General features: G+C 65.3%; 20 protein-coding genes. 2 read left to right on the forward strand and 18 right to left on the reverse strand.

The annotated features are described in order from the left end of the window. Nucleotides 1-117: 117 nt before the first annotated feature. From AAHS21_RS14000 to AAHS21_RS14075, 16 genes are all read right to left on the reverse strand, one after another. Nucleotides 118-402 carry a hypothetical protein gene (locus tag AAHS21_RS14000; protein ID WP_342928264.1) on the reverse strand — a complete coding sequence of 95 codons (285 nt, stop codon included), beginning with the start codon at nt 400-402 and terminating at the stop codon, nt 118-120. Beyond that, nucleotides 402-770 carry a hypothetical protein gene (locus tag AAHS21_RS14005; RefSeq protein WP_342928265.1) on the reverse strand — a complete coding sequence of 123 codons (369 nt, stop codon included), beginning with the start codon at nt 768-770 and terminating at the stop codon, nt 402-404. The genes AAHS21_RS14000 and AAHS21_RS14005 overlap by 1 nt, the downstream gene beginning before the upstream one ends. Before the next feature lie 428 nt (nt 771-1,198). Further along, entirely contained in the window at nt 1,199-1,468 is a 270-nt protein-coding gene (locus tag AAHS21_RS14010) for a hypothetical protein (protein ID WP_342928266.1), read from the reverse strand. 69 nt (nt 1,469-1,537) lie between these two features. Continuing rightward, entirely contained in the window at nt 1,538-2,173 is a 636-nt protein-coding gene (locus AAHS21_RS14015) for a hypothetical protein (RefSeq protein ID WP_342928267.1), read from the reverse strand. A gap of 339 nt (nt 2,174-2,512) precedes the next feature. Then, entirely contained in the window at nt 2,513-2,662 is a 150-nt protein-coding gene (locus tag AAHS21_RS14020) for a hypothetical protein (RefSeq protein WP_342928268.1), read from the reverse strand. 57 nt (nt 2,663-2,719) lie between these two features. Beyond that, nucleotides 2,720-3,331 carry a hypothetical protein gene (locus AAHS21_RS14025; RefSeq protein ID WP_342928269.1) on the reverse strand — a complete coding sequence of 204 codons (612 nt, stop codon included), beginning with the start codon at nt 3,329-3,331 and terminating at the stop codon, nt 2,720-2,722. 25 nt (nt 3,332-3,356) lie between these two features. Then, on the reverse strand, nt 3,357-3,572 hold the full coding sequence (locus tag AAHS21_RS14030) for a hypothetical protein (protein WP_342928270.1): 216 nt from the start codon (nt 3,570-3,572) through the stop codon (nt 3,357-3,359). Nucleotides 3,573-3,600: 28 nt separating this feature from the next. Next, complete coding sequence (locus AAHS21_RS14035; RefSeq protein ID WP_342928271.1) at nt 3,601-3,813, reverse strand: hypothetical protein; 213 nt, start codon at nt 3,811-3,813, stop codon at nt 3,601-3,603. 271 nt (nt 3,814-4,084) lie between these two features. Continuing rightward, nucleotides 4,085-4,597 (reverse strand): hypothetical protein, encoded by a 513-nt coding sequence (locus tag AAHS21_RS14040; RefSeq protein WP_342928272.1) that lies wholly within the window; start codon nt 4,595-4,597, stop codon nt 4,085-4,087. Nucleotides 4,598-4,689: 92 nt separating this feature from the next. Next, nucleotides 4,690-5,217 (reverse strand): DUF6166 domain-containing protein, encoded by a 528-nt coding sequence (locus AAHS21_RS14045; protein ID WP_342928273.1) that lies wholly within the window; start codon nt 5,215-5,217, stop codon nt 4,690-4,692. 23 nt (nt 5,218-5,240) lie between these two features. Then, nucleotides 5,241-6,470, reverse strand: coding sequence for a hypothetical protein (locus AAHS21_RS14050; RefSeq protein ID WP_342928274.1), 1,230 nt, complete (start codon nt 6,468-6,470; stop codon nt 5,241-5,243). Between the two features lie 49 nt (nt 6,471-6,519). After that, a complete protein-coding gene (locus tag AAHS21_RS14055; protein WP_342928275.1) occupies nt 6,520-6,879 on the reverse strand; it encodes a hypothetical protein in 360 nt (119 codons plus the stop codon). Between the two features lie 109 nt (nt 6,880-6,988). After that, the gene (locus AAHS21_RS14060) at nt 6,989-7,291 is read right to left on the reverse strand and encodes a hypothetical protein (RefSeq protein WP_342928276.1); all 303 of its coding nucleotides are present in this window, start codon (nt 7,289-7,291) and stop codon (nt 6,989-6,991) included. 2 nt (nt 7,292-7,293) lie between these two features. Then, on the reverse strand, nt 7,294-7,494 hold the full coding sequence (locus AAHS21_RS14065; RefSeq protein ID WP_342928277.1) for a hypothetical protein: 201 nt from the start codon (nt 7,492-7,494) through the stop codon (nt 7,294-7,296). A gap of 18 nt (nt 7,495-7,512) precedes the next feature. Further along, complete coding sequence (locus AAHS21_RS14070) at nt 7,513-7,752, reverse strand: hypothetical protein (RefSeq protein ID WP_029368001.1); 240 nt, start codon at nt 7,750-7,752, stop codon at nt 7,513-7,515. A gap of 101 nt (nt 7,753-7,853) precedes the next feature. Then, nucleotides 7,854-8,042, reverse strand: a complete 189-nt coding sequence (locus tag AAHS21_RS14075; protein ID WP_029368000.1) for a hypothetical protein — start codon at nt 8,040-8,042, stop codon at nt 7,854-7,856. A gap of 88 nt (nt 8,043-8,130) precedes the next feature. On the opposite strand from AAHS21_RS14075, the gene AAHS21_RS14080 reads away from it, so the two are divergent. Then, the gene (locus AAHS21_RS14080; RefSeq protein WP_029367997.1) at nt 8,131-8,382 is read left to right on the forward strand and encodes a hypothetical protein; all 252 of its coding nucleotides are present in this window, start codon (nt 8,131-8,133) and stop codon (nt 8,380-8,382) included. 104 nt (nt 8,383-8,486) lie between these two features. Here AAHS21_RS14080 and AAHS21_RS14085 read toward each other — a convergent pair whose 3' ends face one another. Beyond that, nucleotides 8,487-9,770, reverse strand: a complete 1,284-nt coding sequence (locus tag AAHS21_RS14085) for a Y-family DNA polymerase (protein WP_342928278.1) — start codon at nt 9,768-9,770, stop codon at nt 8,487-8,489. Beyond that, nucleotides 9,760-10,188 (reverse strand): translesion error-prone DNA polymerase V autoproteolytic subunit, encoded by a 429-nt coding sequence (gene umuD, locus AAHS21_RS14090; protein ID WP_342928279.1) that lies wholly within the window; start codon nt 10,186-10,188, stop codon nt 9,760-9,762. Before umuD ends, AAHS21_RS14085 begins: the two co-directional genes overlap by 11 nt. Nucleotides 10,189-10,283: 95 nt before the next feature. Between umuD and AAHS21_RS14095 the strand changes: the two genes are divergently transcribed. Continuing rightward, on the forward strand, nt 10,284-11,882 hold the full coding sequence (locus AAHS21_RS14095) for a hypothetical protein (RefSeq protein WP_342928280.1): 1,599 nt from the start codon (nt 10,284-10,286) through the stop codon (nt 11,880-11,882). Nucleotides 11,883-11,988: the final 106 nt, after the last annotated feature.

The following is an 11,988-nucleotide window of genomic DNA, read 5'->3' on the forward strand; positions in this document are numbered from 1 at the left end:
CCGTCGAAAAGTGCGGTCATGAATGTCACCTTCTCTTTGAATGGGTTCGGCCCCAGGTGTGGGGTCAGATGAGGAATTGGTCTAGTAAGACCTCCGCCTGCTCGATCGAAGGTCCGATCATGCACAGGTCCGCCTCCTGCCTACGTCCGGTCTGTGGCCGCGACGCAACACCGGGGTACGTCGTGGCGATCGCGCACTCGTCCACAGCTGCTGCTGTGCGCGGAGCTGCTCGGCGAACCCGTGGGTCAGCTTTGGCCAGTCGCCGATGGTGTAGTCGGCGTCGAGGATGTCGTCACAGTCGGGACAGGTGACGTCCCGGCGAAACGTCGTGAGGTCGCCGTCTTGTTCGCAAAGCGATCCGGGAATGCTCCCGCCGTCCGGCGCATGCACGTGGATGCTCATCAAACCGCCTTTCCTGACTCGTGTTTCGGGTCGGTTGTCCGATCCCGAGCATGGAGCCTGGCCTCGGCCGCCGGCGTGGGACTATCCGGTCTGCGACTGCCGCTCGTTGCTTGCCGTGCGATGAGTTCGTATCCCACATCCACAACGGAACGTGGTTGAGTGATGCCTGGGATCAGCCAGCCGGGGAACCGCACCGTCACCGTCTCCCCGAGTGCGCCGAGGTCCACGGGGACGGAGATTTCCACCCACCCGTCGACGCATGACCACTCGGCCAACAGTTCTGGTTCGGGGCCATCGTCGTTGGTGCAGTCGATGCGCATGGAATCCAGCCACACCCCGGCCGGCAACCGAATCGCCTCATCGGCCATGACCGCGGCCCCCTCGCGCCTTAACTGAATCACCTGCGCCACAGGTATTTACATTCCAAGACCCGTCATCGGTGTAATCCGTGCCATCCAAGTTCCACAGCTGCCCATTCGAGTCGAGGACACTGTCGTGCCCGCAGCCTGGACACCGGAACGCCGATAGCACGCCCACTGGATGGCGTCCCCTTCGCAACCGCGCCCGGCCGATCGCCGGCGGGGCGGTGTCCGGATCCGTCCAGACACGACCAACGTCGATCGTCCGGGCATCCGTGGACCCGCAGCGATCGCACGACTCAGCCTGTCCTCGCCTCGGTGGGCACATGAACACCTCGCCCGTGCTCGACCAGGCCCCCCACTGCACTGGCAGTCCGTCCCACCGTGGCGGCAGATCATGCGTGCGCGGCCACAGGTCCAGCTCCCCCTGCCCGGCCTCAGCCATGACGACCACCGTGGTCGCCAGCCAGGTGCGCACTCCACTTCTCCTCGAACACAGCCAGCGACGAAGCACGCTCCTGGTCAAGGTAGTGCTCGTATTCCTCGCGATGCGCTTCGCGCAGCCGCGCTAAGGCACGCCCGGGAGCCGGCGAAAGCTCCCACGACCGCAACACCGTCCGCCGCATGCCGCATGCGCACTCGTTGATTTCTTGCACGGCCGGCTGGTCCAGGTCGACGATGTCGACAGCGCTCGCAGCCAGGTCCATGTTCTCGATCGTTGAACCCGCCGGACCTGTTTTCAACAGGACCATGACGCCCATCAGCTACCGCTGCAGCTACCCTGCAGAGGGCTGCCCCGGTCGCCACCGCATCAGGTCGCCCCGCGGACGGCGAGAGGCTGCCAGAGGCGGTATCACCGTCAGCCGGCACAGCAGCTCAGTCACCTCGGGCACGGGGTCCGGCGCGGTGGGGTCAGCAACCAGGACCAGGTGGGCCTGGTGGACCCGGCCATCCAAGGCAATCCTTCGCAGCGGGCCCCGGCAGCTGTCTCCGATCCCGTCGACGATCCCCTTCACGGTGTCGATGACCACCAGAAGCGGCGCCGCCGGAAGGGGATACATCAGGTCGACGCTTCGCTGCAGCAGTGCACTGTGTTCGGTCGGGGTGGTCGCCACCTCGACGCCGGGCCAACCGATGAACTCTCCGTATTCGCGGTCGAACTGCCGCAGGATGTGAACTCGCCAGCGCGCACGAGCGGCCGCCACCGCGATGTTCTGGGCAGTGATCGTCTTGCCGCTCCCAATGAGGCCTTCAAGGTGCAGGTGCGGCCATAGGTCGGCTTCAGGTCGCCACACGATGTCGTCTCCCAGCTCTGTGACGGCGATCGGCATGCTGATGTCGGACGTCCCCGAGGTCTCGGGCGCGAAGTCGGCCTCGGGCAACGCGTAGACGCCGTCTCGCTGCCGAGCCACACTGATCTTCCGACGTGCTCGTGGCTGCGACGGTATGGATAGTGGTTGACGCTTCCGGCGTAAGAAGGACAGGTTCATACGTTCGATCGTCGGTTCCCGGTAGTGCCGTCTCAAGAGGAGGAGCTGGCCGGGAACCGGCTGGCGTCTACGACCGTCGTCCAGTATCGGACGCTCGGTCGGCCAAGCTTCTGTGTGCCGCGTCTGGATGAGACGTTCGCCCCGACTCGGGCCCTCGCCGCGGGCTACCGGCGGAGCCGTGGCGGGTGTCGCAGGCGCTTCCATTCGAGGGGATCTGGGGGCGCACCTGCGACAACCCATGATCGACGCTACAGCAGCCGATCAGGAACGCCGCGCCGCGAGCGCGTCGCAACGCCGCGCGAACTCCTCGCACTGCTGGGCTTGTACAGCGTCCCCGCCTTCCCGGTACTCGGCGGCACGGCTGCGGTAGTACCGCGCTCGGGTCGGGAAATCGGTCGGCGTCCGCGTCATATCCCGTGATTCTGCGCCACGGGTACGACAGCGTCGCAAGTCGGTACCCGGCGGCCATCAGCAACTCTTCTGCTCGACCACAAGGGTGGCCGACTCGACCACACCGAGCGCAAGCCGCCACGCTTCGAGCCGGTCGCTGTATGCGGTCTCAGGGCGCGAGCAGCCGTCATACCAGTCCGCCTGCTGCTCGCACTCAAGGTAGCTCGAATGCCAGCCGTCCGGGTGAAGCACAAATGGGTCAAGCCACCAGCGCCACCCGATCGAGTTGGGGTGGCCGCGTCCGTCAGCGAGCTGGTGCAATCGTGCGGTTGCCTCAGGGCACGAGTCGCGGACTCGATGCAGCTCCAGCCATGGGATGCACCAGCGTGGCCGCTGATCCCAGCCCCGCCAGGTGTCACCAGCTTCGAATCTCAGGCCGTCATGCCAGATCGCCCACGCCCAACCTGGCTTGCCGGCCGGCCCGCGACGGAAGCTCGCCTTCGCCTCCCCGCGATCAAGTTTGCGCTCGATCGCATCCGAGTGCAGCCACCAGCCGATGAGGCCCGGCCACGGTGTCTCGGTGAGGAAGCGACCGGCTGCCGAGGACGCATCACGCGCGGCACCGGCTCGCGCCTCTTCAGCAGCTTCAATCTCGCCGAAGAGGTCGAACTGTATCGCCGGCGTTCTCATCGAGTCCTCCTGCACCGCTTGATGTTCAGCGAGTAAGCCGTGCGATTTCGGTTGCGCTCGGCACGTAGCGCAGCGCTCGAACCCGACCCAGATGCGCCCGCTTATCTGGGTGGAAGTTCGGCTGGGGACTTCCGTCGTAGCGCACTGGCGGGTCGCCGGCGCATTCGCAGGTGGGTCGGCTCGGCGTCGTGTAGGGCTGCCCGCACCGCTGGCACCAACCGGCCTTCGAGATAGCGGTCATCATGATCTCCTTTGCATCGTGCCGGTGGTCATGTCTCGGCCCACCAGGTGCGGCACCTTGGCGCGTCGAGACGCCGAGTGATTTCGCCAACGAGTACACCGTCGCAGGTCTTGATCGTCGCTATGCGCCATCCAAGGTCATAGAGGCGTTCGGTCAGGGCGGCCGGTGTCACATCCTCCACGGCGCCACTGCCCGCCGTGCCCGACTTCTTAATCCCCGTATAGAACAGGCGCTCAATCATTTTCGGAACCTCGCAGGTTTAGTAGGCTCTCAACTTCTAACGGCGTGAAGGGTAACCTTCGTTGCCTCTCGCGGTCGTGGTTCGTCTTCAAGCTTCAGCCTCCGTGGTTCTATCCAGGAGACGTCGTGATTGTTGTGGCTCACGGCAATGCAGTTCGCGGCGGCGGCTTCGGGGTGACGCGATTGGTCGAGAACACGACCGAATCGGCGTAGCCGTCCGCATTTCCAGCTGACGCGCTGACCCGATTTCACAGCGCTGGCCTGTTGCCTGTTCATCTCCACTCCCCTTCCAGCCGCCCGACGTAGCCGGCGGCCGCGGCCTCCTCGCTCCACAGTGCGTCCATGCGCTCAGATAGCTTGCGGCGCCGTGCCGTTGCGATCTCCATGTCGACGTCGGCAGCCGCTAGGTCGGCCTTCAGTTCGGCGTATTCACAGCGCCCTTCCACCCGCGCTCGTACGTCTGCGATGGTTGGTGTCTCCGTCTTCGGGTTGGACGCCCTGGCCTCGTTCTCTAGCCGTTCGAACGCTGCCAGCGCCGCCGGCAGATCGGGGTACTCGACTGGGTGGTAGTTGATGGTCAACGAATATCCGTCTTCACCTCCGCGCTGCCAGGTGCTCATGTGCGCAATTCGGCCGTCTGGCAGCGGCCGGCTCCAGTAGCAGCCAACTCGCGCTTGGGTCCATCCAGTAAACGGATCGTCGACCTCATCCGGGACGGCGTATTCGTGCTGTGCCGCGCCTCCCGCACGAAGCCGGGTGGCGATCGGAGCATCCCGTCGTGACATATGTCTACTATAGTCGACATCTCCGACAAACGCCCGTACTTTGCGGCGAGGATCCGAGCACGCGATCTGCCCCAGGACAGCGCTCGATGCCGCTAATGGACGATTGGATGCTGCCGGATCCATTCGAGGACTTCGGACCGGGTGAGTACCCACCCATCCTCGGGTAGCTTCGCGATCACGTCCCGTTTGAACGGCTGGTAGAGGCTCGGAAGGACCGCACAGCCACCCTCGCAGTCGCAACACCCCATCACTTCCGAGAACCGCCCTGGTGCACTGTCCTCACCAGACCGGCGGGCGATCGCGACGCGGACAGGCACATCCGCATCAGCCTCGACGTCGTAGACGACCTGTCCAGTGCCGTCACAAACCGGGCAGCGGGCGTGGTCACCGAGCGCGTCGATCAGCAGCGACCTCGCCAGGTCCGCCGGACCAGAACCGTCGTAGCCCCAAGACATCCCAGATGGGGAATGCTTGACCTGATGTGGCAGCGGGCATGTCTCACCGTTAACCTCGATCATCACAAGGCGTCCGCCTGCGGCGTTGTCATTTCCGTATCCGCGGTAAATCACCGCGGCCGACTTCAGGTCGGAGGGGTGCCCACCCATCGGTTTGTCACACATCGGCATGGCCCTGCGCCTCCTGCCTATTCCGAACTGGCCGGGGGATCGTCGGTGTCGATGTAGTCGCGAGACTCGTTGGCGCTCACCGGGGCTAGCACGTTGGTCAGTGTCGCCGTGATGGCGGCGATCTTCACTGAAATGGTCTCGGCGTCAGCCGACAACGTGCGCAGTTGACGGGTGGCCAGCTCATCGACGCCGGTTTGTCTGGCCAGCGCATCGAGTTCCGGGGCCAGGGCCATCGAGTTCTCGATCGCTCTGAGCGCCGCAATCTGACTCGATAGCTCTTCGACGTTCACGGCGTACGACCACAGCGCAGCTACACGTTCGTGCAGCGACTGGACGATCCGTTCGAGCAGCTCGTGCTCCAGCCGGAGGGCGGCGCGGGCCTGCTCATGGTCACTGGTGTCGCCGGCGGGAGCCTCACCCAGGCGGGCGCGCATAGATGCGATCCTCATCGCGTGCGCCCTGAGCTGCTCGGCCTCCCGCTCGGGCGAGAACACGATGCGGTGCTCGTCGAGCACAGTGTCAGTCCATGCCGTGGACGCCTCGATCCTCTTCGCGAGGTGCTCGGCGACCGCGGCCAGTCTGATCTCTGGCCACTGCGGCTCGACCGGCACTGCGTGCCGTCGCATGGCATCGATCTGATCTAGCGTCAGCTCGTAGCGCTCAGCGCCTACTTGTGGGTTCTTCACTGCGCGGTTATCGAGATATAGCCGCACGACTGTGGCGGCGCTGCCTGCGGCCGATAGCACCGGCGCTCCCAGGAGAACACCGGTGATCAGCTTCCCGAGTGCGGCATCGCTGATGCCGACCCCGTAGCCCAAGACGGCGAGCAGAGTTCCGATCGCGGCGCACAGTAGGAAGACTCCGACAAACGCGGTGCCGGCGAAGACGACGTACTCTCCGGTCGTCCACAGCCGACGCGGTGGCGCCTCGCCGTCACTGTTCACCACACGCCAGTCCGACACGAACACATCGGGGTCGGCACCGTGTTCGACCCGGCTACGGGCGTAACCGTTCAGCTCGAAGAACTCAGGAACCTGGTAACCATGACGGCGCCGCAGCTCCACAACCTGCCGCGTCGTGTCGTCCAGCGCCGACGGCACCACTACTCTCGGTAACACGTTGTCGGGCACCACTTCTGAGCACAGCTCATCGACAGCGTTGCCCGCGCGTTGCTGTTCCTCGCAGTCCAGCTCGCGGTAGCCGGGCTCCCGGCGCAGCCCGATAGCGCCATCTTCTGTATCGGTCATCGTCGCATCATCCTCTGCAGGTCTGACAGTGCTTGCGGTCTTAGGGGCGTCAGGGCTGTCCGGGTGGCTGGCCGCGGTGCTGGTAGTCGCGTAGCGCGGCTTCGACACGAGCGAGTTCCTGGGGGCGATGAATAGAGACCGCGATGCGCAGGAACTCCGCCTGCTGTGTTCGGGTCCACTCGTCGTGCATCGGCAGGTTGTCGAGCACATCGCTGACCGTCAGGCCACCGTGCTCCATGGCTCCGATAAGCACGGCTGCCAATTCCCGGTCGGTCCGTACCGATCCTGACCCCAGATGGTGGCTGTCGAGCTCGTCGGTCAGTGCCCGGTCGCGCCTGGTGATTGGCCGCAGCCTGCCAAGCAGCGGGGCGGTTGTGCCGATAACCCATAGCGCAGCCTTCCTTGTCACCATCGGAACCTCTGCCCTTCGGTCTGTGTTGAGCTCTTGTGCTGGACGATGCCGGCCGGGGTGTACGCGCGAACGACTACATCGCGCGGCCGAGCCAGTGCCGACGTCGTCATGTCAGCGCCATTTCCTGCATGATGGCCAACGCGCGCGCTTGCGTGACGTCCTCCAGCCAGCGGCCGTGGCCACAGTCGTAGCTGACGTGGGCGGCGTTGTTGGCTTCCCCGTATACGGTGAGAGATGCCGATCCGTAACGCTGCTTGCTGATGGTCCAGCAGCGTTCGACGTTGCGCGCCATGTAGATCTCCAGGCCTTGTCCGAGCGCGGATTTCAGCAGGCGCCGCACGCGGGTGTTGCTGATGACGCTCACGTCGTCGAGCGTCATGGGACCGGGATCTTCGGGATGCGCGCTCACCGTCAGAACCACCTCTGCGCAAAGCGCAGAGTCGTACGCCAGTGGGCGATTTCGGCCGCATGGCCGAGTAGCGAACCGGCCGCGGTGCCGCGCAGTTCAGAGATGCGCGCCTCGACTAGTTCCTTGTTCGGTGTGCGTCCGTGTTTGCGGGCGAACACCAGCACCTCATTTGCCACGATCTCTGCCGCTTCGGTCTTAGTCACTGCGTGGTCACTCTGGTCTCAGTACGGGCGGTATTCGGCGATGTACGCCGCTGCCGCGTTGGTCTCTCCGTTGGGGTAGCGATGCCGTACGAGGCGATCGTGTTCGCGAGCCTCGGCCATCAGTCGGGCGGTGTGCTCGGCGTCTGACACGAAGTTCCGGCAGGTCGGTTGCCTGGCGTGGTCGTACCGTCCGTCATGCGCGTCGCGGGTGTCACACCAGCCATAACGTGCCGGGCCTGCATCCGGTGTGTTGCTCATGGATTCGATGCTCCTCTGCGGGTGTGACATTCCGGCGATGCTTGGCGGTGGTCTTCAGCCGAGGGGATTTTGGCCATGCCTCGACTGAAGACCACCGTGGACTAGCGGGCTGCGATGTTCAAGGTGATTCGGCGCTGCTCGCCGTCGTCGTCGGTCAGGATCACATCGACGCCGGTGTCGTCCGCTTCGATGTCGTCGATTGCGATCCCGTCGACGTCGTCGTCACCGGTCATCAGTTTGGCGAGCGTGTAGTAGATCTCTTCGTCGGTCAGGGCCTTCACTGTGGCCATTTCGCGCTCCTACGGCGTTCGGGGTTTCAACACGACCGACTTTACAATGTTCTAATTGTATAGTCAAAAGTATTGTAAAGTTGGCACCGTGCTCAGGCTGCTCTCCCTTCGCGGATTCGCCCGCCGCCGTGGACTGTCCTACGGAACGGTGCTGCGCTATCACCACGAGAACCGCCTTCCAGACCCGGACGGCGTATTGACCGACGACGCCGGCGGCGACCTCCCCGAGCATGAGGTACACAGCCACCCGGGGTGGCTGCTCGACACCATCGACAACTGGCAGCGACCCGGCCAAGGCGCCCGAACCGATCTCAAGGCGCGCCGGCAGCCCGAGCAGTAAACGCCGGCGCACTGTCAACGAATGCCCCGGGCCTTGCGTATCGCTCAAATAGACTCGCGGCGTGCATGTTTGGCGCACTGTGTCGGCCCGACCAGGAAAACCGGTTACCGGGCGGTCGGCAGCTGGGCCCAACACGTGGTGTAGCGGGGGGACAGCATTCGCCGGTGCATCGTCCACGGCGGCGGTCGTTTGAGTCCTGAGCGGCCATAGCCGATCGAGGAGCGCCCGAAACGGTTCTGAATCGCGTCGACCACGTTCGATGCCGAGGGTGCCTTGTCGTCGCCGTGTAGCCCGGGTGTCGCCCCGGCAGCGGTGAGACCGGTCAGCATGAGAGTGGCCCGCACGTAGCGCACGCCGGGGCGCAGCTTGGGCAGCAGCCGGTGAGCGGCTGCGATCACACGTTCGGTCGCGTCGGTCGGCGCGAGAAATCCGGCGCTGACGTAGGGGTGATGCGCCGGGCCCCGCGTGTAGCCGCTGGTGGAGGCGCTGACGGTGAGCACGGTGGCGTGCAGCCCTTTGCGTCGCAGCCGCCGGGCCAGGGTCGCGGCGTAGTCGGTCAACGCGTCCCGCATGGTTGCCGGATCGTCAATCGGTGTCCCGAACAGCCGAGAGTAGATGAGCTGGCGGTGGCTTTCCGGATCATCACAGAACGCGATGCACGGCAGACCCGCCAGTTCACGCACGGTGCGTTCACCGGTGACGGTGAAGAGCCGACGGGCCCACGCCGGATCCATACCCGCCACGTCAGCGGCGGTGCGGATCCCCAGAGCCGCCAGCCGAGCAGACAGTCGGGCACCGATCCCCCACACGTCGCCGGCGGCGGTGCAAGCAAGCAGCTCGCTGCGATCACCCGGCGCCAACCCGCTGACGTCACAGATCCCCGAGGGATCCTGCTTCGCGTGGTGAGAGCCAATCTTGGCCAACGTCTTGGTGGGACCGATACCGATCGTCACCGGCAGGCCCAACCAGCGCAGCACCGTGTCCTGGATGACGGCGGCATCGCGTGACGCCCGGTCGGCCGGTAAGAGGACGAACGCCTCGTCAATCGAGTATGGGTGCACCGCGGCGACCAGCTCGCGCAGCACCGCGATCAACCGCGCCGACATGTCGCCGTAGAGCTCGTAGTTCGACGACCTGGCGATCACGTCCAGCAGAGCAACATCGTCGCGAACCTCAAACCACGGTTTACCCATTGGTATGCCAAGGCTTTTCACCTCCGGCGACCTCGCAACCACGCATCCGTCATTGTTGGACAGCACCACCACCGGGCGGCCTCGCAGCCGTGGATCGAACACCCGCTCACACGAGACATACATGCACCGGACGTCGACCAACGCCACGACATATCCGGCCGGCACCGTCGTTTGTGAGGTGGGGTCAGGGCGCATGATGCAAGACGTAGGTCACCGTGCCCCATACCTGGACATCGCGGCCCGGGAGCAGAATGTCGGGGAAGTCGGGGTGTGCGGCGACCAGCCGCGGAGGTGGTGGCCGAAGGCGCAGCGTCTTGACCACAAATTCGTCGTCGACGACGGCAACCACGATCTGGCCGTCGCGGGCCTCGATGGCTCGGTCCACGATGAGTTCGTCGCCGTCGGCGATCCCGGCATCGCGCATCGACCAACCCGAGACACGAATCAGGAATGTCGACGACGGGCGCGGGATCAGATGCTGCGACAAGTCGATGTGACCGTCCATGTAGTCGTCGGCCGGTGACGGCCACCCCGCCGAGACCCGCGCGCACGCCACAGCCACCCTGTACGGGCGCACTGCGGGGTCGATCTGCAGAACGCTGGACACCGTCACGTCACAACCATAGAACACGTGTTTGATCTACGACGCCGCGTTCTGCCCGCCGCGCGGTCTACACTAACTATGGATTCTATGGTTACTATGGATTCATGAATTTGTGGCAGCAGGGCTCCGCGTGGTTTCAGCCGGCACTCGGCATCGACCGCGTCGCCGAGCTCCTCGACATCCAACCCGCCTCGGTACGCCGCTACCTCACCGATCACTCCGGTTTCCCCGAGCCTGCCCAGCAGCGCGGCAACCGCAACTTCTGGACACCCGCAGCGATCTACCGCCACGTCTGGGACACCAAACCGCCCCTGCGTCACCGCATTCCACGCCTGTGCCCACTTGCCGATGACATTCCTCCGGCCGAATTCATTGAGAGCGAGGTCATCGAGACCCGCGGCCTCACCTATGTCCTGCACACCTGGGAACCCGGCGATCGCCGCGGCCGGGTCGGTGTCGCCTACGCCAAGGACTTCCAGCGCATCGACGACGTCGCGGTCGTCCATCTGCTGTCGCTGCGCCCCCACCTGTCCGCAGTCACTCTGGCGAAAAGCGCCACCAACCTGCACCCTCCCAGCCAGCCACGGATCGTCGTCGCCGACCACGCCGGCACCGACTGGTATCCATGGGAAATCGGCTGGCTCGACCTCACCGCCCTCCTGCAGGTCGACCTGCCATGGTGGTCCTACGGACTGACCGACATCGACGCCATGAACCGCTGGCGCCCCGGTACCCCAGTCGCCCAGATCCGGCCCCGCGCGGCCGACTTCACCGCCGACCACTTCGAACGCTGCCGCCCCCACGACGGCTCCCCAGCCGATCGCGCGCTCGCCGAGATCGCCGACGCCACCGACCGCGCCCTGGCGGCCGCGTTCGGCATTTGGCCCTCCGGCCAAGACCAGCTCCCGAACCGCCCCGGCCTGCAGCACGCCGCGACTGCTGTCCTCAGTCCACGGCCGCCCGCGCCGGTGTCACCCGATGTCATCCGCCACGCCCTCCGCCACCGCGTCGACGATAAAGACCTCGCGGTCCGCGCCGTCGACACCGCCCGCGGCTTCGAGGTTGTACATCCAGCCATCACCCACGAACTACTCACCATTGACCGCGACCACTGCTCACGCCTGGCGCACGAATGGTGCCACCGCCTCACCGCCGTCGAACCCGCGTACTCGAACGAGATCGGCTATCACTGGGTCACCCACACCATGGATCAGCAGCCATACCAGTGGTGGCGCGATCCGCTCAATCCCACGGTGTGGGCGATCAGCGCCGCCGACGGCACCACCTACGCCACGCTGGGCACCCGCATGCCGGCGCGGGGACGCATCGAGGAGCTGGCCATCGAGGACCGCAGGCCGTTCTTCCGCGACAGCGCGGGAAACACCTTCCCCGTCCCGTCCGCCGACGGTGCCATCTACCGAACGGACGGCAGCTCAGCTACCCGGCTCACCGCAACGATCCTCGCGCTCATGGACGACGCCTCCAGGGACATCTTCCACGCCGACCACGATCGCGACGTACTCGACACCGAGGCCACAGGCCTTTACGAAGCCATCTGCGACAGCCACGACACCGTCATCCTCTCCCGCGGCGACCTCGAAGAACTCCGCGAGGAAACGCCGCAAGGCGCAGCCCGACGTGAGGAATTTCTCGCCCGCGTCGCACCCTTCCGCACAGGAGGCTTGCTCGACAAGCCCAGTTGAGGGACAGCGTCCGGACCCCGCAAGCCGGCCCATGCTGAACCCAGCGACAGGCGCCGGCGGCGAGCAGATTCTGATCGTCGCGGACCTCCAGATCGTCCGTTCTGAT

It is taken from the genome of Mycobacterium sp. 050272, assembly GCF_039023525.1.
Lineage (GTDB): Bacteria > Actinomycetota > Actinomycetes > Mycobacteriales > Mycobacteriaceae > Mycobacterium.